A 25334-nucleotide genomic window follows, 5' to 3' on the forward strand; every position below is an offset into this window, starting at 1 on the left:
AGGATTTACAATGAAATTATTAAAACTAAAACATATAATTCCTTTATCTGCAGTAGCACTTACATTCGTATGTAATCAAAGTACAGCTGAAGCTTCCACCATTCATACAGTAAAAAAGAATGATACACTTTGGGGCATTAGTAAACAATATGGAGTTTCCATACAAGCCATTAAACAAGCGAATAATAAAGGAAACGATCAAGCTTTTATTGGAGAACAGTTACATATTCCAGGATCTATGAAATCAAATGAGGTTACAGTTCATCAAAACGAAAAAACTACGAACACTTCTGGACAAATTATTTACCAAGTACAACCGGGAGATTCATTAGAAACGATAGCAAAGCGCTACAACGTAACCGTTCAATCTATAAAACAAATTAACAACACAATCGGTAACAAGCTTTATACAGGGCAACATTTGAAAATTAATTCCAGTATTTCCGAAAAAGAAAAAGACTTAATGACACGCTTAGTTACCGCTGAAGCTGGTGGCGAATCATATAAAGGAAAAGTAGCTGTAGCAAAAGTTATCCTAAATCGAGTAAATGCAAAAGGGTTCCCAAATACAATAACAGGCGTTATTTATGAACCTATTAAATACGGATATGCATTTACTCCTGTTACAGATGGAAGAATTAATCAGCCTGCAAGCGCTGAAGCAAAAATGGCTGTAGAAGAGGCTATCTCCACAAAGGGAATACATTCTGATTGGCTTTATTTCTACAACCCAAAAACATCAACAGACAAATGGATTACGACACGTCAAACAGTAGCAGTAATCGGTAACCATGCCTTCGCTAAATAAAACTATACTTCCCTTCTAATTTATGCACTTAACAACTTTTTCAAATGATGAACAGACCTTTTTACTGAAAAGGTCCGTTCTTTTTATATGTAGACTTTTATGAATCATATGAAAAAGTGATTATTTAAAACGATATCTCCGTTCAAATAAAAACATTTATACTTCATCCACCACTTAGAGAAATTGAAAAAGTATAAAGTTCAAAAACTTTTTCTTTATTCATAAAAGCTATTTCTTAACTTCATAAAAGTGTTATACACTAGGAAAATAGTAAACAAACTATTCGTTAGCAGGTGAAAGAATATGTATGATGTTACAATTATCGGCGCTGGAGTAAGTAGCATTTTTATGGCTTATTCATTAGCCAAAAGTAACAAAAACATTTTAATTCTTGATAAAGGTAAACCGCTAGAACATCGAAATTGTCCTTTAGATCAAGGAAAAACGTGTGACTGTAACATATGTGATAAATATTTCGGTTTTGGTGGCTTAGGAAAGTCTGAAGGAAAATTTAATTATACAAATGGATTTGGAGGAGAACTCGAACAAAAAGTAGGTAAAGAAGGTTTTATGCAACTCATGGCTGAAGTAGATGAAATTCTATGTCAGTTTGGTGGAAATTCAGTTTCAAAATATTCTACAGAAAATGTAAATCTCACTAAGAAAGCTGCAACTTGTGGTTTACAAATGTTAACAACAGAAGTAAGGCATCTTGGTACTACAATTTCCAGTACCATTTTTCAGCAACTCTATGAATTTTTACTTACGAAAATAAATATCCAATTTCATATAGATGTAGAGCATATTATGAAACAGAAAGATCATTTTAATATAACTACAAATCAAGGAACAGTTCAATCTAAGCAACTCGTATTTGCAACGGGGCGCTCTGGGGCAGATTGGTTAAAAGAAATGTGCACTTCTCTAAATATTTCTCAGGAACAAACACGTGTAGACTTAGGGATTAGAGTAGAAATGAAAGAACATCAATTACGTTCTATATTAAAAGATACTTTTGAAACGAAACTTTCTTATCAAGGTGAAAATTTCACAGCAACTACTTACTGTATGAATCCAAAAGGACGCATTATTCGAAAGTACGAAGAAGGTTTAGTTATGCCTGACGGTCAAAATTTTCGAGAGCAAGGAACTGGCACTCCTAACTTAAATTTCACTTTGTTTATCCCGCGCTATTTCCCAACTCTTAAAGACGCCAATATATATGCAAACTCAATTATTAAAGGCATTAATCAAGGACGAGATCGGATTGTTATACAGCGCTTAGAGGACTTATTAAAGAAACAACCTACAATGGAAAAAGATATGAAACATAATCGTATACAACCTACACTACACGGAGATTATGGAGATTTGCATAAAGAAATTCCTCCATTATATATTGACGGACTCAAAGAATTTTTATTACGCTTAGAACATTTTATCCAAGAACCTATCGATAAAGATACTTTATTATATGGAATAGATGGAAAGTTCTATGCCCCTACGATAAAAATCAATAACCATTTTGAAACAAGTATGAATGGGCTATTTTTAGTTGGAGATTGTTCAGGTGTTACTCATTCATTATCTCAAGCAGCTGCAAGTGGTCTATATGTTGGAAAATATTTATCTGATATGTGAACTCTTTCATTACACTACTAGTCAAACGTTTTACGTTTCACCACCACTTTACTTAATGAAATGATTATCCTACAAAGAAGCATGATTTTACGGGATATATGAAAAACTACATTCTATGTAGAATGTAGTTTTTCATATAACCGTTTACTTTAAACTCACCTTTTATTCAAATTCCAACTCATTGAATGTCAATAGTTTAAAAAGCGTCTATTCCTTTTCACTTTCATTTGTTCGATATTTTGTAACATCATCATAGTGTTTAATATGTTAGGATGTCTATAAGTCACTTTCACTACAAATATGACTTTTTCTGCTTCGCATTTAAATTCCCCATTGTATGTATAGGAACACTGCAAATTATTACCATTAGAAAACATCATTTAAATGGTTCACCCTACTATAATAGTTATAAAAATATAACATATAACCTTAGTTAAATAAATTTTATAAAGAAGGTGTAAAAATGAAGAATAAAATAAATTTACAAATGCAAAATATAAGCTTTGTTATCATAATTGCTTTAGCAGTATGGTTAAAAACATATCTTATTACGCGATTCAGTTTTGATTTAAAAATTGAGTCTTCTACACAAGAGCTTATTTTGTTTATTAGTCCTCTCGCTGCATCGTTAGCATTTGTTGGATTAGCATTATTTGCAACTGGTGAAAAGCGAAATTATATAGCGCTATGTATTAATTTCTTATTAACGATCGTACTTGTCGGAAATGTAATGTTCTATGATTTTTATAGTGATTTCGTTACGTTACCAGTACTTGGACAAACATCAAACTTTGGCCAATTAGGCGGTAGTATTATAGAAATATTGAACTACAAAATTATACTCGCATTCGTAGACATTATTTTCTTCTTTATTTTATTAAAAAAGAAGACATTGGTCTTTAAAACAGAACGTGTAACACATTCTACACGCTTACTATATTTCGCCTTAACAATTGCTGTATTTTCTGCAAATCTGCATCTTGCAGAAAAAGAACGCCCTGAATTATTAACGAGATCCTTCGACCGAGTAATGCTTGTCAAAAATTTAGGACTATACACTCACCAAATATATGATTTAACGCTGCAAGCAAAAGCAGGATCACAAAAGGCACTCGCTGATAGTAGTAAATTACAAGAAACTGAAAACTACGTAAAAGCAACCCAAAGTGAACCAAATCCTAATATGTTTGGCGCAGCGAAAGGAAAAAATGTAATTGTCGTTACTCTTGAATCCTTGCAAACCTTTTTAATAGGAGCATCCGTCAATGGTCAAGAAGTTACACCTTTCTTGAATGAATTCATAAATGAAAGCTATTACTTTGATAACTTTTTCCACCAAACTGGACAAGGAAAAACATCCGATTCTGAATTTCTAATAGATACATCGTTGTATCCATTAAACCGTGGAGCTGTATTCTTCACACACGGAAACAATGATTATACTGCAACTCCAGAAATTTTACGTGAACAAGGTTATTTCACTTCTGTATTCCATGCGAATAACGCAACATTTTGGAATCGTAACATTATGTACTCAGCTCTTGGTTATGATCGTTACTATAATGAACTTGATTACAAAATCACGCCCGAAACAAATTTAAATTGGGGATTAAAAGATATAGAATACTTTGATCAATCAGTAGATATGTTAAAAACGATTGATCAACCATTTTACGCTCGTTTCCTTACTTTAACAAACCATTATCCATTTACGTATGATGAAGACACAAAATTCATTGAACCATATAACTCTGGTAATGGCGTATTTGATCGTTACATCGTAACATCACGTTACTTAGATGAATCCATTAAAAACTTTATTGAGCGTTTAAAGGCCGAAGGGCTTTATGATGATTCTATTATTGTATTATACGGTGATCATTATGGCATTTCTGAAAAACATAACCGTGCAATGGCGCAGTTTTTAGAAAAAGATCAAATAACAGAATTTGATACTTTACATTTACAACGTACACCTTTATATATTCATATCCCTGGACAAACAAAAGGTCAAACGATTTCAAAGCCTACGGGACAAATTGATGTGAAACCTACTATTCTAAATTTATTAGGGATTGATACTACGAACGATATCCGTTTTGGTCACGATATGTTTTCAGATGAATATACAGGATTTGTTGTTTTACGTGATGGTAGCTTCGTTACAGACAAATATGCATACAAAAACAACACTTTTTATGACCGCATAACAGGTGAAATTGTAGATTTACCAAAAAAAGAAGCTCAAGCACTCATTAACCGTGCACAAAATGAATTACGTATGTCTGACAAAATTATTGAAGGCGATTTATTACGTTTCTCAGAAAGTAATAAAATTAAAACTGGCGAAGTAAAAACTAAAATTAAAGAAACTGAAAAATAATCTATATATGCGAAAGGAGCAACTCATTACGGTTGCTCCCTTTTTCCCCTCTTATAACAACGGATATAAACAAAAAAACAACTCCAAAATCCACTTTTGGAGTTGTTTTACGTTTATTCTATGCTTGTTTCTAAATTTAAATCTGTATAGGCATTATACTCACCTATATTTAAGATTACTTCACATTGACGTAATCTCAATTCAAAGAGCGTTATAGAATCATGATACACTTCAGGATTTGATTTCATTTTATGTAATATCTCTTGTTTTTCTTGTATTTCTAACTGCGTATTTTCTACAGCTTGTTTCAAGGAGTTAAATGGATTTCTAAAGAACATATTAATATCCCGCTCTTGTGTATTTTCAAACAGATCAAATTGCAAGAAAAATTTCTTCATAATAGAAGCCGTTACTTCTGTATAATCTTCATTTTCTATATACTGTTTATATTTGTTATATAGCATAGATCTATTCTTTGGAAGAACCCCAAATAATTTACCGGCACTTTTCAGTAAAAATTGCGCTGGCGTAAATCGGCGTAAAATATTTACTTCTTCCATTTGTATTCTAGTCGTCATTCTATCAGTATCTCTGCGCCAGTCATCAAGCACTTTAAAGTCACATTCTAATTGTATTCGATTTTCTCCAAATAAAGAATTAAGTCCTTCACTGAGTTCTTCTAAGTGCGATTGACTTTGAAGTAACTCATTATTAGAAGTTTCAATCCAATTTTGCATAGAACGAGCAAAGTTAGGTAATACAGTTTGTTCTAAATATTTGTGTACTCTTTCGTTCATTGCTGTATTTAGTTCCATTTCAATGTTTCCAAAATCGCTTTCTTCACTGATTAAATCAGAACAACTCTGCAGTAGCTTCGGAATATGTTCAGTAAGACCATTCGTAATTTCTGTTTTCATTGTACGATACGATTGTGTAATGATATGAATTTTTTCCCTCTCAAAAGCAGTAAGATTATTAATACTACCATTTAATTTAACTAACATATCTTCATTCCAATTCATAGCATCCACTAGATTGTTTTCCTTCTCAACGCGTTTATCTAAAAGGTATGTAATTGTTTTTCGAATGAAAAACAATAGCTTTTCAGTACGATCTGCATCGATATTTTTATAGTTAAAGTTAAAACGAATAAACTCAGTTAAATCATTTAGTTGTTGATTACTTGTATATAACGAAGAGTAAGGGAAAAGTCTCGCTTGCGGGAAATACGCGTTTATTCTCGCTTGCGTATCATGTAAAACTCTTTTTACTTCTGCTTCACTGTAAATGTTATCGATTTTATTTAATAAGAAATGAATTTGTAGATTTGGTGTATGTTCTTGAATACTTAATAGAATGTCACGTTCTTTGTCAGTAAAAGGTGAATCCGCATTCAATACGAACAATAATTCGTCTACAGAATTCAGGTATTCAAATATCTCATCTCTAGTATCGTTATTTCTATTAAAGCCAGGTGTAACTACAAATGTAAGTTTATTTTCACTTAAAAATTTGCATGGTAGTTTAAATTCAACACACGCTCTATCTCTATACGTTTGGTGGTGTAAAGACATCATATCATGGTAATCAGAGAAATTCTCAGTTGTTGTAATTGCTGAGTCTGTTATAGCGTTAATTTCTGTATGAGCATCATTTTTTAAAACCACTACATTTGAAATTGAGTTTTCTAATATATTTTCTCCTACTATAGAGTTAATAAATGCAGTTTTTCCATTTCCTGAAGTGCCCGTTACTAAAATACGATTTGTTCTTAAATCTGCAAGTTCGCTAACTAACCATCTAAATCGGTGACCCATTTCTATATCATGCTTTTGTGCCCACTGTGTAATAGATTCAAAAAGATGTAAACTATACTCTAAGCCATCCACATGATTAATAGAATACAACAGTAGGTTTTCTGCATTTTTTATATTTGCTGCATCTATTTTGGAAGGGAAAATCTCATCCCATGCCAATACAGCTGCTGATGGAAATACAGCATAAGAAGAATTGACTACCTTTAACCAATTTGTTAACAGATTTGGAATGATATCATGTAATTGTCTAAGCGTATATTGGCCTTGAATTAATTCAAAATACGTTTCTTCGTAAAGAGAAGAAATTTTGTCCCATATATCGGACGAATGTATTTCGATATGTAAGAAAAACTCATTTATTGTGTTAAGCCATAATAAGTAATTTTGTTCATTTTTATAACTGTTCCAAAGTGATGATACAATTTGTGTAAATTGCACTTGATCTACATGATTTAATGTAACTAATACTTCATGAAAATAGTCTGGTGAAATATTTTTAGTAAATCCTTTATCGATATACCCTTTTAGCACCTCAAACCAAGGATAAGATTCTGTTCGAACCAGCTCATTCACAGCAAGCTCTACTGCACTATCAAAATCTTGCTGTTCTTCATAAAAAGAACGGGCAATTTTGGTGACATTCGGATAATCGGGATTTAAAGAAACCGCCTCTTTAATTACAGCGAAAGCTGAGTCAAAATTATTTTGCTCGATGTAAAGAGAAAGTAATTGCAGTCCAATTTCAGTCATCAATATTTTGTTATCAGTAGTAATGGAAGTATAAACCTCTTCAGCAACTGATAGTCGGTTTAGTTCAAAGTAAGCATCCGCAATGTTTTTTTGTGCCCATGGTGCTAGTTCGTTGCCAACTTTCTCCCATTTGAAAATAGCTGATTCAAAATCTTGATGGTGATAATAAAATTCACCTTGTGCAAAACGAATATAAGACCCATCGGAAATTTCATGTTTTTCTTCGTTTACATAAACTTCCCCAAGTACGTCAAGAGGTGGTTTTGTTTCATTCTCCATTAGGAATGTTTCATAATACATCTTTTTTATTAATTGTTTTTCTATTCTCATCTTTTCCCCCACTATATCTTGAAAACACACTTTTAAGATATGTCAATACTTTTTTTATGTATGCTTTTTATCTTAACAAAGAATTTCTTTTGGAAAATTTCATTTTCCTTTCATTTTTCAAGTAAGATTGAATTTTTATGAGAAAAGTTTCAGTTCTTTTTCAATTCCCTTTCAGTTGTGAAACAACATTAAGTGTTCCTAATAACCTAATAACACTATAATATTCCGCATTATATTATCAGGAAAACTATATATATATTACATTATAAAAACAATCTATAACGAATATATATGCATTGTTTGTTTCACCGATAAATAAAAAAACTCACCACATAATGGTTATTAGATAGACCAATATGCTACGTCCTTTCAGAATTTCAAACACACCACGATAACTTAAACAACAATAATAGTGAACGGCTATCATTACAATACCTCTCTCAAATTGTTTTCCTTTAAAATATTTCAGTAGTTATGTAATTAAATTGTTCTAACCTATATAAATAACTAGTCCAAAAAAACTCTATATGCATATCATGTTATAGTAAAGAATTCAGGAAATCCTAAAAAGGAGGCATTTTCATGTTTGAAGATAAATCTAAAATAAATTACCCATATGAATTTACTGAAACTACAACAGTCCCTCTAAAGAACCCCATTGATAAAAAATTCAAGAACGGCACAGGTACACATAACTTCCCAATTAAAAAGCATTATAAAGAGCAGGTTTTATATACTGAAAAAATTAATAATAATAATAATAAAAACAAATAATCCTATAGATCCTTATAACAATTAACCAAATAAGAATCAATATTTGGCCATGCATAGTTATATGTTTAATAATGTAGAAATCTTTATTATACAATTTACGTACCTTTAAAAAGTGCTGATATACGGCGCTTTTTTATACATAGATAAATTAAAGCTTACTTAGTCTAGAAATAAACTGTAAAATCAATCCACCTTATTTTCGTTTAACAATTAACTCTACATATTAAAAGGGAGCAACATTTACTGTTGCTCCCTTTTAATATCTAATTTTAGTATCCCTACATAACCCTCTTAAACATCTTCTCCAACTCATAAGTAGAATGATGTACAAGAATCGGTCTCCCGTGCGGGCATGTGTATGGATTTGTTGTTGTACGAAGTTCTTCAAGTAAAGCAAATATTTGATCGTTCGTTAAATATTGATTTGCCTTGATAGATGCTTTACAGCTCATCATAATGGCTGCTTCTTCACGCAACTTTTTAATATCAACTTTTTTTAGTTTAACAACTTGCTCCATCATCTCATCAATGATTTCTGTTTCTTGTCCTTTCGGGAACCACGTTGGATGCGAGCGAACAATAAAAGATTGATGGCCGAATTGTTCCAAAAATAGGCCGACTTTTTTAAGTTCTTCTAGTTGCTCTTCGACACGTAAAAATTCAGTAAGAGATAGGTCAATACGGTACGGTACAAGTAGTTCTTGTACTTCTTGCGCTACTCGTCCTACTTTATCACGGAAGTACTCATAATTAATACGTTCCTGTGCGGCATGTTGATCAATCATATATAACCCATTATCATTTTGAGCGAAAATATATGTTCCGTGCATTTGTCCAATTGGATAAAGCGGTGGTAAATCGTTACCGTTCATTTCAATCTCTTTTATTTCCCCGACCTCTTCTTCCAATTCCTCTAATTCAAAGTCGTCATCGTTACTGTTCCACGATTTCTCTTCTCGAATCGGTTCTTCGATTATCGGTTTAGAGGATGGCTGCCAACTTTGCTCTTCTCTTACGAGCGACTGTGGTGGTTGCCATTCTCGCTTCGCCGGTTGCCAAAGCTGCGCTGGTTGTTTCACAGTTGTTCGTTCTTCTTGTTTTTCATCCATGTCAGTCGGTAAAACGATGTTTGGCATCTGTGGTTCTTTCGGCTTTGTATGCTCAAACTGGAACTGTTCTTGCACACTTTCGTCTTTTTCTTTTTTCTTCGTTGTTACGCCTGCATCTGGAATGAGCTGTATTTTTTTAAATACAGCTTGCAATGTTTCTTCGATAAGCTTTAGCAATTCTTGTTCTTTACTAAATCGAACTTCTAATTTTGCTGGATGTACGTTAACATCAACAAGCATTGGGTCCATTTCAATCGATAAGAAGCCGATTGGATATCGTCCAACTGGCAGTAATGTATGGTATCCTTGCTGAACTGCTTTCATTAATACGAAATTTCGCACGTAACGGCCATTTACGATCGTTGACATATAGTTACGAGACGCTCGCGTTACTTCTGGTAATGTTACATACCCTTTAATTGTGAAATCTAAAGATTCAGCTTCAATTGGAATAAGCTTCTTCGCAACTTGAATGCTATAAATTGATGCAAGTACTTGCCTTACATCACCATTTCCGGATGTATGAAGCAATTTCTTTTCATTATGAAACAGTCTTAACGATACTTCTGGATGTGACATTGCAATACGATACACGATATCTGTAATATTCCCAAGCTCTGTATGAATTGTTTTCATATATTTAAGACGCGCTGGTGTATTAAAGAATAAGTTTTGTACTGTAATATCCGTTCCTTTTCGGCTCGCTGTTTTTTCTTGTTTTATAATGTCTCCACCTTTAATGATAAGGTGGGTACCCGGCGCCTCACCTGTGCTAGTGATTAATTCCAATTCACTAACTGAGGCAATACTTGGCAATGCCTCACCGCGGAATCCGAGCGTTCTTATACGGAACAGATCGTTTTCATCTTTAATTTTGCTCGTCGCATGTCGTTCAAAGGCGACGATACAATCTTCTTCGGCAATGCCATCTCCATTATCAATGATGCGAATTTTTGATAAACCAGCTTCTTCTAAGTGGATTTCAATAGATGTACTATTCGCATCGATAGAATTTTCCACAAGTTCTTTTACGACTGAGGCAGGGCGCTCTACTACTTCCCCTGCCGCAATTAAGTTAGAGAGTTGGTCATCGAGTTTGCGAATTTTTCCCATCTACTTACTCATCCTTTCTTTAACTTTTTCTGTAAGCGATACAGTTCGTTCATCGCTTCTAAAGGCGTCATATCTAGTAAATCAATTTTTTTAATTTGCGCAAGTACTGCGCTTTCTTTTTGATCAAGCACAGGCTTGTCTTGTTTTTTTGAAGATTGGTCTCCTCCAAAGAAAGATAGTTGTGACTCTTCTTCAGTCTCTTCTTTCTTTTCTTGTATTTCTGCCAATTCTTCTTTTACAACTACAGGTTCTGGAACAACTTCTTGTACCTTTACTTCTACACGCTTTGGAATAATAATTTCTTCTTGTCCTTCTAGTTGCGCTAACACTTCTTTTGCACGAGCGATTAAGCTATCTGGAAGCTCAGCAAGTTGCGCAACGTGAATTCCGTAACTTTTATCGGCTGCTCCATCTTGAATTTTATGAAGGAAGACTACTTTTCCATTCTCTTCAATAGCTGAAACATGTACATTTTTCAGTTGATCTAAACTTTCTTCTAGCACCGTTAATTCATGATAATGCGTAGAGAATAATGTTTTTGCACCAATTTGGTCATGAATATGTTCAATGATTGCTTGTGCAAGCGCCATACCATCATACGTTGATGTACCGCGTCCAATTTCATCAAATAAAATTAAACTTCTTTCTGACGCATTTGCAATCGCATTTTTCGCTTCTAACATTTCAACCATAAATGTACTTTGACCTGAAATTAAATCATCCGCTGCACCAATTCTCGTAAAGATTTGATCGAATACAGGTAATACAGCTTCTGTCGCTGGTACGAAACAACCAATTTGTGACATAACAGTAACAAGTGCTAATTGTCTCATATACGTACTTTTACCAGACATGTTCGGTCCTGTAATTAAAAAGACATCCATCTTCTCTGGCATAATACAATCATTTGGTACATACAATTTCCCGTTCAATACTTTTTCAACGACAGGATGGCGACCATCTTTAATAAAGATTTCACGCTTCGTTGTTAGCACAGGTTTTACAAACTGCTCTTCTTCACTTACAGTCGCAAAGCTTTGTAGTACATCTAATTCACTAATTACTTTCGCTAAATGTTGTAATTTCGGAATGAATACTTTTACTTCTTCACGAAGTGCTGTAAATAAATCATATTCCAGTTGTACAATTTTCTCTTCTGCTTCTAAAATTAACGTTTCTTTTTCTTTCAGTTCATCTGTAATGAAACGCTCAGCATTAGCAAGCGTCTGTTTTCGCTCATAGCGCCCTTCTGGAAGCGCTGCAAGATTCGCCTTCGTCACTTCAATGTAGTAGCCGAAAATACGGTTGTATCCAATTTTTAATGATTTAACCCCTGTAATATCACGCTCTCGTTTTTCAAGCTCCGCGATCCACGTTTTCCCATTTTTGCTCACGTAACGATATTGATCAAGCTTGTCATTATAACCGCCTTTAATAATATCTCCATCTTTAATAGAAAGTGGTGGGTTTTCCTGAATACTTCTTCCTAGTAATTCAGTTAAGCTCTCACATGGATCCGCACCTTGAATTAACCTTGCTGCATAAGCATTATCTAAAAGACTAATCGCTTCTAAAATAGCTGGTACTTGAAGTAAAGAACGTCTTAACTGTAATAAGTCCCGTGCATTTACATTACCAAATGCAACTTTCCCTGCTAAACGCTCTAAATCATATACTTCTTTTAGCTTTTCTTTTAAATCTTCACGTAAGAAGTAATCATTTACAAATGTTTCTACCATTTCTAAACGTTCTTCCACTTTCTCTTTCTGGATAAGCGGACGTTCCATCCACTGTTTTAACATACGGCCACCCATAGCTGTTTTCGTTTTATCTAATAGCCATAATAGTGAGCCTGTTTTTTCTTTCGTACGAAGAGTCTCAGTTAACTCTAAATTACGTTTTGAGTGCACATCAATTTTCATAAATTGATTTGTATAATAAATTTCTACTGGTTGCAAATGATCTAACGAACGTTTTTGTGTTCTTATCACATAGTTAAATAAGCGTCCAATCGCTTTAAGTAACTTTGCTTGTGAAACATTTTTCACAAGATGTTCTAACCCTTCCGGAATCGTTGTTGCATCTTCATACGAAATCGTCATTTTTAATGTTTCAGTTAATTTATTTAATTCATCTTTTGAAAATGTAGAATCTACAACAATTTCTTTCGAACCAGTTGCATACACCTCTAATAAAATATCTTCTACTGAACCTGTTAACAACGTCACTGTATTTTGTCCAGTCGTTAAGTCATTACAAGCTAGCGCATAAGATCCATCTTCGAAATGTGTTAATGCTGCTAAAAAGTTATTCTCTTTCTCGTCTATTGTACGCCCTTCCATCATCGTTCCTGGCGTAATTAGTTGTACTACTTCACGACGTACTACACCTTTAGCTGTTTTTGGATCTTCCACTTGCTCACAAACAGCTACTTTATATCCTTTTTCAACAAGTTGTTCAATATAATTTTTAGCTGCATGATGCGGTACACCGCACATCGGTATACGATCACTACTACCACCATCTCGGCTCGTTAATGTAATTTCAAGTTCATGAGCTGCTTTAACCGCATCTTCAAAGAACATTTCATAAAAATCACCTAATCGGAAAAATAAAAAGGCATCTTGATAGTCTGCCTTAACCTTTAAGTATTGCTGTATCATAGGCGTATATTGCGTCATGTCTTTCCTCCATAATTTTTACATAATAATCTATATTCATCCCGCATTAACGGGCAGTAAGATTCCCACCTCAAAAATCGGCTGGAACAAAGAAGTTAGGTGGGAGATCAACTGCCCGTAAAATCCCGATTGGTTCAACTAATAATCAGTGGGGATCCCCCCACTGATTAAAGTTTCACTTTAAATATGTCACACTTCACGGACATCCATCTCTCCTATTTCAGGAGTCTTTCTTCATTATAACATATTTCATAAAGATTCATGTTCATTCAGCACCACTTATGTAAAGTAAAAAGCTAGGAAGAACTTCTCCCTAGCTTTCTATTACTCTTCTTCTGCGTCAACGATAAAGTTCGGATCTAATTCTTCAAACTCATCATCATCGACTTGGAAATCCTCATCTGATTCTACACAACCTTCAGGATTTACACTTACACAAATTTTTGTTTCTCCAACTACTTCTGTTACAAATTCACGTTCTACAGTTACAACAATTTTATTCCCATTTGGCGATACAAGAGCTTCTAAACAATTTGGCGGTTGAATGACACGAGCAATAATTTCTAAATCGTCACCAGAGAAGTTCTTATCACGATAACCAATGCTTACTTCGTCAGTGTAGTTCACACGTTCTGTTACAACTTCAGTCTTTGTATTGCCATCAAACGAATACCAAGTGTTCACATCATAGAAACCTTCAATTTCTACATGTTTTCCATTCTTTCTCGCTTCGTACGAGTGGTTAATTACCCAGCACCCTAAAATACTTGTTGGCTCATTATTCGATTCACATGTATGCGTTGACTTTGTATACTTACGTCCTTTTCCAACCACTGCTTTTGTAATAATCTCTCTAAATTCGGACATTCGTAACCCTCCTCAATCACTATTCACTTAATCATATGCGTGACAATAGCGGAATGTGTCATTCTTTTTTTGGGAAGAACTTACGTTTAATCCACTAAAAAAAAAGAGATGTCAATATGACATCTCTTTAACAACCACAATTTCCTTTTTTACTTTCTACCGCCGCACCAGTTTCACCCTTAAGTACATCGCCGCCAGTTGAAACTAATATTTCATCTGTAACATTATTAGAAATGGTACTCGCAACTAACTGTAGTAAGTCATTTACATATGTTTGTGAAGATTTAAACTCCTGCACAACTGGAATATTGTCTAACTTATCTTGAAGTGCATCAATTTCAGCTTCTACTTTTTTCAAAGCTTCCCACTTCCCGTAATGTTGCAAGTTAACTGCTTGTTTTTGCAATGCTTTAATTTCATCAATTGCGTGCTTTACATTTTCATTTTTATGAATTTGCGCCTCTGCTTTCTTAAAAAAATCAACTTCTTCTGTTTCAGAAATCATTTTCGCTAATTCTTTCGCTTGCTCTACAATTTCGTCTTTCGTATATACTTTCATCTATTATTTCACCTCAATCGGTTCCTCAACTAATTCCCCGTTAAGAGACCAAGTTTTTGCTTCCGTTATTTTTACTTTCACAAGCTGACCAATTAAAGATTTTGAAGCGACGAAGTTTACAAGTTTATTCGTACGAGTATAACCTGCAAGTACTTCCGGATTATTTTTACTTTCCCCATCAACTAACACTTCTACAACTTGACCTTTATAACGATTATTTTTTTCAACTGCCAACCCATTTACGAGTGTGTTTAATCGTTGTAGTCGTTCTTTCTTTACTTCCATAGGCACATTATCTTTCATTTTTGCAGCTGGTGTACCTTCTCGCGGGGAATAAATAAATGTAAATGCAGTATCAAATCCTACTTCACGATATAACGACATCGTTTCTTCAAATTGCTCATCTGTTTCATTTGGGAAACCGACGATAATATCAGTTGTTAATACTGCGCTTGGAATTGTTTCTTTAATTTTTCTTACAAGTTCTAAATAATGTTCACGTGAATATTTACGTGCCATAATTTTCAACATATCTGTGCTTCCAGATTGAACTGGTAAGTGAATATGTTCCACTAGATTTCCACCTTTTCCAAGCACTTCAATTAAGTGGTCATCGAAATCACGTGGATGACTCGTTGTAAAACGAATACGGGCAATATCAACTTTACGAAGTTCGTCCATTAAATCGCCAAGACCGTATTCTAAATCTTCAAAGTCTTTACCATATGCATTTACGTTCTGTCCAAGTAGCGTAATTTCTTTATAACCATTCGCAGCTAAATGACGAATCTCTTGAATAATATCTTCTGGACGCCTGCTTCGCTCTTTTCCGCGTGTATACGGTACAATACAATATGTACAGAATTTATCACAGCCATACATAATATTTACCCAAGCTTTAATATCGCCACGACGTACTTTCGGAAGGTTTTCAATTACGTCTCCTTCTTTTGACCAAACTTCAACTACCGTCTCCTTCGAGAACATTGCATCTTTTAGAATGTACGGTAATCTATGAATATTATGCGTGCCAAATACCATATCTACATGCTGATTTTTTTGCATGATTTTATTTACAACAGATTCCTCTTGAGACATACAACCACATACACCAATTAAAAGGTCCGGATTTCTACGTTTTAATGATTTTAAATGACCAAGTTCACCAAACACTTTATTTTCAGCGTTTTCACGAATTGCACAAGTGTTTAATAAAACTACATCTGCATCTTCAGTTGAAAATGTCGGTTCATATCCAAGTGTTGTGAAAATACCTGCCATTACTTCCGTATCATGCTCATTCATTTGACACCCATATGTACGAATATAAAACTTTCTTCCTGCACCAAAATTACGAAACTCTTCAGGTAAGCCAAAATCCCGTTCAATTTTAACTTCTTCTTTTCCACGCTTTTTGGCATCTTTTAAGGAAGGTGGTTGATATACGCTTTCAAAGTATTTGCTATAATCTTTCTCTTCTTTTTTCGTAGAGGAATTTGCTTGTTGACTTGCTAATCGTTGTTGCTCGTTCATCGGTAATCTCCTTTCACCCTTAACTATACACACTCTGTAGTCTATTTTAATGCGCTTAGACCCACCTTAAAAATGGTTAGATAGCTTGATTGAGAGATAACTTGTCCTTTGAAACTTGAGTAATCGATCTAATCATCCGTAAGAATGAAGTCTTCCCCACACAAATAGACATTCCCTTTTTATTATTTCATCTTGTCCTACCCAAAAGCATATTGCTTTATCCCTATACACATTACCATAGTATGAAGCGTTTAGCCAATTTTGACAAGGAATAGGACCTGCCTTATCTTACATTTCATAAGCAATGAACTTGCCATTTCCATACAACGATCCTTATATTATTTTACCATTCTGAATTTTCTAAGTAAACAAAGCTATCCTATATTTTTTATTCAGTAAAAAAAGGTTGCCAAATGGCAACCTTCTAATCGTTACATAAATTCAGCAACAAGCTCATCAAACATTTTCTGATCCATATTTAAATCAGCTTGTACTAATGGCTTTTCACTATAGCCTTTTACAAGTTCTTGATATGATGGTTGCGCAGTATTTTGATAAATTAAACCTGTTACTAATCCGTTATTTTCCATTAATGTTTGCATAGCCATCATGCGATTAGATGGATCATATCCCTCTACTGTACTTAGTTTCGTTAAGTTCTCTTTGAACCAATCGTACGTATTTACTTTATTATAAGTAACACATGGACTAAATACATTAATTAATGAGAACCCTTTATGGTTAATACCAGCTTCAATAATTTGCGTTAATTCTTTTAAATCACTTGAAAAGCTTTGCGCCACAAATGTTGCACCAGCTGTTAATGCCATTTCCATAACATTTAATGATGGTTCAATCGAACCTTGTGGTGTACTTTTCGTTTTAAATCCAGCTTCACTACGTGGTGAAGTTTGGCCTTTTGTTAATCCGTAAATTTGGTTATCCATTACTATATACGTAATGTCAATGTTTCTACGAATAGAATGGATTGTATGTCCCATACCAATCGCAAATCCATCACCGTCACCACCTGATGCGATAACTGTTAAATCACGATTTGCCATTTTCACACCTTGTGCAATCGGAAGGGCACGTCCATGAATACTATGCACACCATATGAATTAATATAACCTGATATACGACCTGAACAACCAATACCAGAAACAACAGCAAGTTCATCTGGATTTAAGCCAACGTTAGCTGCCGCACGCTGAATTGCAGCTTGCACCGAAAAGTCTCCGCAACCTGGGCACCAGTTTGGTTTTACACTGTTACGAAAGTCCTTAAATGTTGCCATTTAATACAACCCCTTTTTTGCATTCGTTGTAAATCTCTTTTGGCAAGAATGGGTTTCCATCATATTTTAAAAGACTAGAAATTTTCTCACCACTACCAAGATTCATTTTCATAATGTTAGCAAGCTGACCAGTCGCGTTGTTTTCTACAACTACAACACGTTTTGCATTTTTCACAAGTGGATCGATTTCAGCTTTCGGGAACGGGTGAATTAAACGGATTTGAGCATGGTTTACTTTCATACCCTCTTGTTCTAAACGCTCCATTGCCTCTTCGATCGCACCACGAGTTGAATTAAATCCAACAAGCAATACATCTGCTTCCTCATGCTTAACATTTTTATAAACAGGGGTATTAAACTTCAAGTTCTCCATTTTACGGAAACGTTTGTCCATTTGATCTTTACGGTTTATTGCCGATTCAGATGGTTTACCAGTTTCATCATGTTCTACACCTGTAACATGGTGAATACCATTTTTCATACCAGGTAAAACACGTGGTGAAACGCCATCTTCTGTTACTTCATAACGCTTGAAGTATGCTTTATTTTCACGTTCTGGTAATTCTGCTTCTAAATCCAGCTTACCGCGACGAATTTCCACTTTATCTAACGTAAGCGGTTCTACGGTTTGTTTACCTAAAGAAAGCTGTAAATCTGTTAAGAAAATAACAGGCACTTGATATTCTTCAGCTAAGTTAAACGCTTCTACAATATCATAGAAAGCTTCTTCCACTGTACTTGGCGCCATTACGATTTTTGGAATTTCACCATGCGTACCGTAAATCATCGCCATTAAATCAGACTGCTCTTGTTTCGTTGGTAACCCCGTACTTGGACCACCACGTTGCGTATCAACAATTACTAGCGGTGTTTCTGTAATACCTGCTAACCCAATCGCTTCCATCATTAAAGAAAGACCAGGCCCTGCAGATGCTGTTAATGTACGAACACCAGCATAGTTTGCGCCAATTGCCATTGTACAAGCTGCGATTTCATCCTCAGTTTGGATTACTGTTCCGCCGACTTTAGGCAATTTTTTAATTAAGTATTCCATAATTTCAGATGCAGGTGTGATTGGATATGCTGACATAAAACGAGCGCCACCAGCTACCGCACCAAATGCGATTGCATCGTTTCCAATCATAAACATGCGTTTCTTACCATCAGCTTTTTCAAGCTGCATCATGTTTACTTTCTCACCTAGCAATTCTTTCATATATTGAGAGCCACGTTTAATTGCGTCCATATTCTTTTGAACGACTTGCTCTCCTTTACGACCAAAGATTTCTTCAACAACATCCAAATAAGCTGTTTCGTCTAAACCTAATACCGCACTTGATGCTCCAACAGCAACCATGTTTTTCATTAATGATGTACCTAATTCTGAAGCAATATCTGTAAACGGTATCACATATAAATTTACATCTGTATTGTCAGGTATTGTTGGATTAAATTTCGCATCCGCAACGACAATTCCGCCTGGACGTAGTTCGTGGAAGTTAAAATCAATTGTTTCTTGATCAAAAGCAATTAAAATATCTAAGTCATCTGAGATCGCACGTACTTCTGTTGTACTTACGCGAATTTTATTATTTGTATGGCCGCCTTTTATACGTGATGAGAAGTGGCGGTAACCGTATAGGTAATATCCTAATCGGTTTAATGCTATACAGAAGATTTCCCCTGTACTTTCAATTCCTTCACCTTGTTGGCCTCCAACTTTCCATGAAAGTTGACTAATCATCTCCTACACCCCTTTTGGCTGCATTCATTGTAGTGTATTTTTTTACAGTATTAGTTTAGCATTTTTTATGCAAATAAACTACAACGGACGCAAATTATGCCTCTTCTGATTTCCCTGAATCTTAAGTATAAAGCTATTTCGTTTTTCATTCTAGTATTAGGTCCTAAAAAAAGCAATAATATCAATTGGATTTATTTTAATTTTTCTGAATTTTTAAAACAAAACACTTAAAAACTTATATGTTCAACAAAGTTATCATACAAAAATCGTTCTACAGTTGATGCAGCATAGTGTTTATATAGTTCATTAATTACATTTTCATAATCTTCATACACCGATACATTTACAACTGTTTCTAAAATCCCATCAAAATCTGAACCAAACCCTATGTTGTTTTCTCCACCTAGCGAACAAATATAATCGATATGTTTTATTATATCTGTAATATTCGCTTGTTTTTCATTTGTAAGAAACTGAGGTACAAAAGTGACACCAATCATGCCATTTCGCTTTATAAGGAATTGAATTTGTTCCTCATTTAAATTACGTGGATGGTCACACAGTTTATAGCAATTTGAGTGAGATGCAATAGGATTATTTGCAATTTCTATCACATCCCAAAAACTTCTCTCATTTAAATGGGACAGATCGGTCCATACATGTAACGTATTAAGTTCTTGTACAACTTGTCTACCGAAAGTAGTTAAGCCTGCTCCACGTGTCTCTAGCGCCCCATCAGCTAACAAATTCGCATAGTTCCATGTTAATCCAAAGGAACGTACACCTAATTGATAAAACAAACGTAATTTCATCGCTTCTTTTCCAATTGCTTCGCATCCTTCTAATGTTAAAAGAGCTCCAATCTCGTCCTGTTTTAACATACTTATATCAGCTTTCGTTCGGATCAACTTCACACCTGGTAGCGATAAAATTTCATTATAAAAAATATCTATCATTTGTAATGCCGCTTCAAAACGTTTTTCATATGCTACTGTTTCTGGCACATATATAGCAAAACATTGTATACTTCCTTTTCTTTTCTTTAATTGTTCAAATGTAATATGTAATTGTGAATCATTTTTAAAATTCTTTTTCCCCTTTGCAATCCATAACTGTAAGAGTACATCACAATGAGCATCAAAAATTTTCATTTTCATTCCTCCACTATAAAAATAACCTGTTTGCATACTGCAAACAGGTTGTTTAAACTTAACGAGGTTCTACAATTAATTTTATTGCTGTACGCTCTTCCCCATCAATCATAATATCTGTAAACGCTGGGATACAAATCAAATCCAAACCACTAGGCGCTACAAACCCTCTTGCAATTGCTACTGCCTTTACCGCTTGGTTCAATGCACCTGCACCAATAGCTTGAATTTCTGCTGTTCCGCGTTCGCGAATAACACCTGCAAGTGCACCAGCTACAGAATTAGGGACCGACGTTGCTTTAACTTTTAATATTTCCATTCCGCGTTTCCTCCTCGTTTCTTTAAAAAGTATTAGCAATTATATCACTTTAACTTATATTCACGAGGAATGGCGCGTATTCCTGCTAAATTTTCGTAATTTTTCTAAAAAATTAAAATATAATAACTTATCTAAATCTTTACGGAGATTTACTCAAAAAATGGTTGATCGTCATTAATTAAAATGCGCTCAATTTTCTTTGCTTTTCCTGTATTTGGATCCACATCAATTAGCACTGCACTTAATTGTGTTCTACCATTCGTCACTTCAAATCTTACCGGTAAGTTTGTTAAAAACTTCTTCAAGACCGCTTCTCTATCCATACCTAAAATTCCGTCATACGGGCCTGTCATACCAACATCTGTAATGTATGCTGTTCCGCTTGGTAAAATACGATTATCTGCTGTAGGTACATGAGTATGTGTACCTACTACCGCTGTAGCACGACCATCTACATACCAACCGAGCGCTTGTTTTTCACTTGTAGTTTCCGCATGAAAATCAACAAAGATAATATTCGTACGTTTTTTCGCAATGTTAATTAATTCATCCACTTTTCGAAATGGACAATCAATCGGAGGAAGGAACGTACGCCCTTGTAAGTTAATAACTGCAACTTCTGTTCCATTACAATTCACAAATATAAGACCTTTTCCCGGTGTTCCTTCTGGGAAGTTAGCTGGTCTTGCAAGATATTTTGCATCATCAATAAATTCAAATACCTCACGATTATCCCAAGCATGGTTTCCAAGTGTAACCGCTTGTGCGCCGCACTCTAAAAAGTTTCGATAAATTTTTTCTGTAATACCACGCCCACCTGCTGCATTTTCTCCATTAATGATTGTTACTGTAGGTGTATATTTTTTCTTTAACGCCGGTACGTATTGTTGAATCATACTTCTACCAGGAGATCCTACTACATCCCCAACAAATAATATTCTCATATGTCTTACCCTTTCTATGTACTACATTTTTTATTACTATAACTTCAAGCAATTTCCTTACAACAAATTTATTATAAGTTTGTTTCACTTGATTTTCTTTATTTTATCCAATTCCAACACAAAAAAATAAAGTGGTGTTTCACCACTTTATTTTGCGTATTCCACTGCACGTGTTTCACGAATAACAGTTACTTTAATATGTCCTGGGTAATCCAGTTCATTTTCAATACGTTTTCGAATATCACGAGCTAAACGATGAGCTTCTAAGTCATCGATTGTATCTGGTTTTACCAGAATACGAACTTCACGTCCTGCTTGAATTGCGAATGATTTTTCAACGCCTTCATAAGACTCTGAAATCTCTTCTAACTTTTCAAGACGACGAATGTAGTTTTCAAGCGTTTCACTACGAGCTCCCGGTCTTGCAGCTGATAATGCATCTGCTGCTGCAACTAAAACTGCAATGATAGAAGTTGGTTCTGTGTCACCATGGTGAGATGCAATACTGTTTATAACTACAGGATGCTCTTTATATTTCGTCGCGAGTTCAACACCAATTTCAACGTGACTACCTTCTACTTCATGATCAATAGCTTTCCCGATATCATGTAATAGACCTGCACGTCTTGCTAGTTTTTCATCCTCACCAAGCTCTGCTGCCATAAGTCCCGTTAAATATGCAACTTCCATAGAGTGTTTTAAGACGTTTTGTCCGTAACTTGTACGGTATTTCAAACGACCTAAAATCTTAATTAAATCTGGATGTAATCCGTGAACACCCACTTCAAACGTTGTTTGCTCTCCGACTTCGCGAATATACTCGTCCACTTCACGTCTTGATTTTTCGACCATCTCTTCAATACGCGCTGGGTGAATACGTCCGTCCTGTACTAGTTTATCAAGAGCGATACGAGCTGTTTCACGACGAATTGGGTCGAATCCAGAAAGGATTACTGCCTCTGGTGTATCATCGATAATTAAGTCAATACCCGTTAACGTTTCTAACGTACGAATATTACGACCTTCACGCCCGATAATACGTCCCTTCATTTCGTCATTTGGAAGATTTACAACCGAAACGGTTGTTTCAGCAACATGATCAGCTGCACATCTTTGCATTGCAAGAGATAAAATCTCTTTTGCTTTCTTATCCGCTTCTTCTTTCGCGCGAACTTCACTTTCTTTTACCATAACAGCGATTTCATGAGAAACTTCACTTTCTACTTTACCAAGAATAATTGCTTTCGCTTGTTCGCGTGTCAGATTGGAAATGCGCTCTAATTCTGTTTGTTGCTTTTGAACTAACTCTCCCACTTTGCTTTCCAACTCTTCAATCTGTTGTTGTCTCGCTACAAGAGAATCCTCTTTCTTCTCTAACTGCTGCTCGCGTTTATCGAGCGTTTCGTCTTTACGATCAAGGTTCTCTTCTTTTTGCATTAAACGATTTTCTTGTTTTTGTAATTCGCTTCTACGGTCACGAATTTCTAATTCAGCTTCTGTACGAAGTGTATGAATTTCATCCTTTGCTTCTAAAAGCGCTTCTTTCTTAAGTGCTTCAGCATCACGATTCGCTTCGTCTAAAATACGTCTCGCTTCATTAGCCGCACCATTAATCTTCGCTTCAGCAATAGACTTTCGAACAAAAAAGCCAACAACTGCACCGACTGTTGCAAGCAAAATGGAGATGAGTATCCAAACTGTACTCGTCATGATTTCACCTCCCCTTGCTATGAATGAAAAAAGACTGTCGGCATGTACATTGAATTACAACATACAGCAAAGACCGTCGTCCCGCTTTTTTAAGGGACTTTCTTCATTTCACAATTAAAATGTCATATTATTATTTCGGCAAGATTTAAACCTTACTCCGAATATTACTTCTCTTCTTGAGAAGAGTATATCGTATATAAGAAAAAATATACATTCTCATTGTATCTATCGGAATTTTCATTGTCAAGCGTTGTCTACTTTTACTTTCTTTACCTTCAGTCCTGAATGTTATCTGAATTTGAAAAATTGATAGCATATTATCCTGGAAAACCTTAGTAAATACCATTTTATTCCCTTAAAACATATGAATATCCCTCTTTACACATCCCGTTTGAGTCAAAAAAATTTTTTAACTACTGCGATATACACGATTTTAATAGAAGGTAAAAAAATAAAAGACACGGGACCGTGTCTTTTATTTTTTAATCTTGAAGAGTTGAATCTTCCGTGTCTTCCACACCTGAGTCTTCACCAATTCCGTGATGATCACGAACAAAGAAGGCAATTTCTTCTCTTAAATCCGTATTCTCTTTTAAGAATTGTTTTGAATTTTCACGACCTTGTCCTAAACGTTCTTCATTATACGAGTACCAAGCACCACTCTTTTGAACGATATCAAGTTCAGAAGCCATATCTAAGATTTCACCTTCTCTTGAAATACCTTCTCCGTACATAATATCAACTTCAGCAACACGGAATGGTGGTGCTACTTTATTTTTCACTACTTTTACTTTCGTTTTATTACCAACGATGTCGTTACCTTGTTTTAATTGCTCAGCACGACGTACTTCAAGACGAACTGTTGAATAGAATTTCAACGCACGACCACCTGGAGTTGTTTCTGGCACTATCTATAGATTTTCCATCTCTATAGTCCGGACTATCTCTTCATCTCTTTACAGAGAGCCTTGCACTTCCAGCAGTAGCCTATCATCTGCCGTACCCTACTCAGTTAACTAAAAGTCCTTTTCGGTAGTCTCTACACCTTCCCCATATCACTATGGAGCTTGGCACGGTATTACCCTAAATAATGGTGGGCTTCACCGTTAGCAACTATATGGATAGTTACACCCTTAGGCAATAAGGTTCACAAGGTTTTTTAACATGCTATCACTAGCAAGGGAAACCCATGGTAAACTCCTTAATCTTTTGCAAGACTTTTTCTTTATTTGCTAACTTTTCCTCATGTATAACAAGATATTTATAGCAGCCCTCTTCCATAAATAAAAGTTTTCTTTTATCTCGTTCTTTTATTTTTTTGAGTGAGTGTGCCCATTTCCCATGGACATCTAAACAATATTTTCTACCTAAGTAGAAATCAATAGACCACTTATCGATTCTTTTTTGCTTAATGAACGCCAGATCTAAACTTAACAACATCTGTTCAACCTTTTGTTCCAATAAAGTATCATAATTTTTCTTTCTGACCTTTACATTAAGCTCTTTTCTCCTTTTAGCAACACATGTATCGGATACGCCATACTTAATAGCAATTTCAACATGTGATAAATATGGATTTTTCAATTCTTGTTCAACTTCTGCGGTTTTAGGCAAGTAAATCTTTCTATGTCTGGTTCTTTTAATTCCGAGTAACTTTAATATTTCACCTACTCGCCTTTCATCAAGATTAATTTCTTTACCTATATCTTTCAATTTTCTATCCGCATGTGTCACAATAAAATCCACTTGCCATTGTTCTATGTTTCGATAAGTTCTATTTCCAATTGTCACTGCCACTTTAAT

Annotated in this window: 17 protein-coding genes and 2 pseudogenes; 4 read left to right on the top strand and 15 right to left on the bottom strand. The window is 34.9% G+C overall.

What is annotated here, in order from left to right:
- Nucleotides 1-10 precede the first annotated feature (10 nt).
- The 3 genes from MHH42_RS18725 to MHH42_RS18735 all read left to right on the top strand — a co-directional run bounded on the left by MHH42_RS18725 (nucleotide 11) and on the right by MHH42_RS18735 (nucleotide 4832).
- Nucleotides 11-808: a cell wall hydrolase gene (locus tag MHH42_RS18725; RefSeq protein ID WP_340893804.1), complete on the top strand. Its 798-nt coding sequence runs from the start codon at nucleotides 11-13 to the stop codon at nucleotides 806-808.
- Between the two features lie 303 nt (nucleotides 809-1111).
- Nucleotides 1112-2449 carry an NAD(FAD)-utilizing dehydrogenase gene (locus MHH42_RS18730; RefSeq protein WP_000272423.1) on the top strand — a complete coding sequence of 446 codons (1338 nt, stop codon included), beginning with the start codon at nucleotides 1112-1114 and terminating at the stop codon, nucleotides 2447-2449.
- A gap of 463 nt (nucleotides 2450-2912) precedes the next feature.
- Nucleotides 2913-4832, top strand: coding sequence for an LTA synthase family protein (locus tag MHH42_RS18735; RefSeq protein ID WP_000791017.1), 1920 nt, complete (start codon nucleotides 2913-2915; stop codon nucleotides 4830-4832).
- Between the two features lie 113 nt (nucleotides 4833-4945).
- On the opposite strand, the gene MHH42_RS18740 is transcribed toward MHH42_RS18735, so the two are convergent.
- The gene (locus tag MHH42_RS18740) at nucleotides 4946-7729 is read right to left on the bottom strand and encodes a dynamin family protein (protein WP_340893806.1); all 2784 of its coding nucleotides are present in this window, start codon (nucleotides 7727-7729) and stop codon (nucleotides 4946-4948) included.
- Between the two features lie 331 nt (nucleotides 7730-8060).
- Nucleotides 8061-8198 (bottom strand): annotated as a pseudogene (locus tag MHH42_RS18745) (IS6 family transposase); the annotation flags it as partial.
- A 113-nt stretch (nucleotides 8199-8311) separates the two neighbouring features.
- On the opposite strand from MHH42_RS18745, the gene MHH42_RS18750 reads away from it, so the two are divergent.
- Complete coding sequence (locus MHH42_RS18750; RefSeq protein ID WP_000461140.1) at nucleotides 8312-8503, top strand: hypothetical protein; 192 nt, start codon at nucleotides 8312-8314, stop codon at nucleotides 8501-8503.
- A gap of 278 nt (nucleotides 8504-8781) precedes the next feature.
- Here MHH42_RS18750 and mutL read toward each other — a convergent pair whose 3' ends face one another.
- The 13 genes and pseudogenes from mutL to MHH42_RS18815 all read right to left on the bottom strand — a co-directional run bounded on the left by mutL (nucleotide 8782) and on the right by MHH42_RS18815 (nucleotide 25328).
- A complete protein-coding gene (gene mutL / locus MHH42_RS18755; protein ID WP_340893807.1) occupies nucleotides 8782-10725 on the bottom strand; it encodes a DNA mismatch repair endonuclease MutL in 1944 nt (647 codons plus the stop codon).
- A gap of 8 nt (nucleotides 10726-10733) precedes the next feature.
- Nucleotides 10734-13406, bottom strand: a complete 2673-nt coding sequence (mutS, locus tag MHH42_RS18760) for a DNA mismatch repair protein MutS (protein WP_016108974.1) — start codon at nucleotides 13404-13406, stop codon at nucleotides 10734-10736.
- Nucleotides 13407-13730: 324 nt separating this feature from the next.
- On the bottom strand, nucleotides 13731-14273 hold the full coding sequence (cotE, locus tag MHH42_RS18765) for an outer spore coat protein CotE (protein WP_001288802.1): 543 nt from the start codon (nucleotides 14271-14273) through the stop codon (nucleotides 13731-13733).
- A gap of 127 nt (nucleotides 14274-14400) precedes the next feature.
- The gene (locus tag MHH42_RS18770) at nucleotides 14401-14832 is read right to left on the bottom strand and encodes a RicAFT regulatory complex protein RicA family protein (protein ID WP_000870465.1); all 432 of its coding nucleotides are present in this window, start codon (nucleotides 14830-14832) and stop codon (nucleotides 14401-14403) included.
- Nucleotides 14833-14835: 3 nt separating this feature from the next.
- On the bottom strand, nucleotides 14836-16365 hold the full coding sequence (gene miaB, locus MHH42_RS18775; protein WP_001005380.1) for a tRNA (N6-isopentenyl adenosine(37)-C2)-methylthiotransferase MiaB: 1530 nt from the start codon (nucleotides 16363-16365) through the stop codon (nucleotides 14836-14838).
- A 431-nt stretch (nucleotides 16366-16796) separates the two neighbouring features.
- Entirely contained in the window at nucleotides 16797-17663 is an 867-nt protein-coding gene (locus MHH42_RS18780; RefSeq protein WP_000190161.1) for a 2-oxoacid:ferredoxin oxidoreductase subunit beta, read from the bottom strand.
- A complete protein-coding gene (locus MHH42_RS18785) occupies nucleotides 17650-19407 on the bottom strand; it encodes a 2-oxoacid:acceptor oxidoreductase subunit alpha (RefSeq protein ID WP_000625412.1) in 1758 nt (585 codons plus the stop codon). Before MHH42_RS18785 ends, MHH42_RS18780 begins: the two co-directional genes overlap by 14 nt.
- A 227-nt stretch (nucleotides 19408-19634) precedes the next feature.
- Nucleotides 19635-20558, bottom strand: coding sequence for a dipeptidase (locus MHH42_RS18790; protein WP_340893811.1), 924 nt, complete (start codon nucleotides 20556-20558; stop codon nucleotides 19635-19637).
- Between the two features lie 58 nt (nucleotides 20559-20616).
- Entirely contained in the window at nucleotides 20617-20877 is a 261-nt protein-coding gene (spoVS, locus tag MHH42_RS18795; protein ID WP_000404341.1) for a stage V sporulation protein SpoVS, read from the bottom strand.
- A 149-nt stretch (nucleotides 20878-21026) separates the two neighbouring features.
- Nucleotides 21027-21821 carry a TIGR00282 family metallophosphoesterase gene (locus tag MHH42_RS18800; RefSeq protein ID WP_001221099.1) on the bottom strand — a complete coding sequence of 265 codons (795 nt, stop codon included), beginning with the start codon at nucleotides 21819-21821 and terminating at the stop codon, nucleotides 21027-21029.
- A 147-nt stretch (nucleotides 21822-21968) separates the two neighbouring features.
- On the bottom strand, nucleotides 21969-23531 hold the full coding sequence (gene rny, locus MHH42_RS18805; RefSeq protein WP_000204910.1) for a ribonuclease Y: 1563 nt from the start codon (nucleotides 23529-23531) through the stop codon (nucleotides 21969-21971).
- Nucleotides 23532-24013: 482 nt separating this feature from the next.
- Nucleotides 24014-24436: pseudogene (locus tag MHH42_RS18810) on the bottom strand (recombinase RecA); the annotation flags it as partial.
- A gap of 268 nt (nucleotides 24437-24704) precedes the next feature.
- Nucleotides 24705-25328, bottom strand: a complete 624-nt coding sequence (locus MHH42_RS18815) for a topoisomerase I (RefSeq protein WP_340893812.1) — start codon at nucleotides 25326-25328, stop codon at nucleotides 24705-24707.
- Nucleotides 25329-25334 lie beyond the last annotated feature (6 nt).

The organism is Bacillus sp. FSL L8-0099 (assembly GCF_038006385.1).
Classification (GTDB): domain Bacteria; phylum Bacillota; class Bacilli; order Bacillales; family Bacillaceae_G; genus Bacillus_A; species Bacillus_A toyonensis.

Coding starts and splice junctions, on each gene's coding strand:
- MHH42_RS18780 (WP_000190161.1), bottom strand. CDS start 17,663: ATGGCAACATTTAAGGACTTTCGTAACAGTGTAAAACCAAACTGGTGC.
- MHH42_RS18750 (WP_000461140.1), top strand. CDS start 8,312: ATGTTTGAAGATAAATCTAAAATAAATTACCCATATGAATTTACTGAA.
- mutL (WP_340893807.1), bottom strand. CDS start 10,725: ATGGGAAAAATTCGCAAACTCGATGACCAACTCTCTAACTTAATTGCG.
- miaB (WP_001005380.1), bottom strand. CDS start 16,365: ATGAACGAGCAACAACGATTAGCAAGTCAACAAGCAAATTCCTCTACG.
- mutS (WP_016108974.1), bottom strand. CDS start 13,406: ATGACGCAATATACGCCTATGATACAGCAATACTTAAAGGTTAAGGCA.
- MHH42_RS18770 (WP_000870465.1), bottom strand. CDS start 14,832: ATGAAAGTATATACGAAAGACGAAATTGTAGAGCAAGCGAAAGAATTA.
- MHH42_RS18800 (WP_001221099.1), bottom strand. CDS start 21,821: ATGAGAATATTATTTGTTGGGGATGTAGTAGGATCTCCTGGTAGAAGT.
- MHH42_RS18785 (WP_000625412.1), bottom strand. CDS start 19,407: ATGATTAGTCAACTTTCATGGAAAGTTGGAGGCCAACAAGGTGAAGGA.
- MHH42_RS18740 (WP_340893806.1), bottom strand. CDS start 7,729: ATGAGAATAGAAAAACAATTAATAAAAAAGATGTATTATGAAACATTC.
- MHH42_RS18735 (WP_000791017.1), top strand. CDS start 2,913: ATGAAGAATAAAATAAATTTACAAATGCAAAATATAAGCTTTGTTATC.
- rny (WP_000204910.1), bottom strand. CDS start 23,531: ATGACGAGTACAGTTTGGATACTCATCTCCATTTTGCTTGCAACAGTC.
- MHH42_RS18725 (WP_340893804.1), top strand. CDS start 11: ATGAAATTATTAAAACTAAAACATATAATTCCTTTATCTGCAGTAGCA.
- MHH42_RS18730 (WP_000272423.1), top strand. CDS start 1,112: ATGTATGATGTTACAATTATCGGCGCTGGAGTAAGTAGCATTTTTATG.
- spoVS (WP_000404341.1), bottom strand. CDS start 20,877: ATGGAAATATTAAAAGTTAAAGCAACGTCGGTCCCTAATTCTGTAGCT.
- cotE (WP_001288802.1), bottom strand. CDS start 14,273: ATGTCCGAATTTAGAGAGATTATTACAAAAGCAGTGGTTGGAAAAGGA.
- MHH42_RS18790 (WP_340893811.1), bottom strand. CDS start 20,558: ATGAAAATTTTTGATGCTCATTGTGATGTACTCTTACAGTTATGGATT.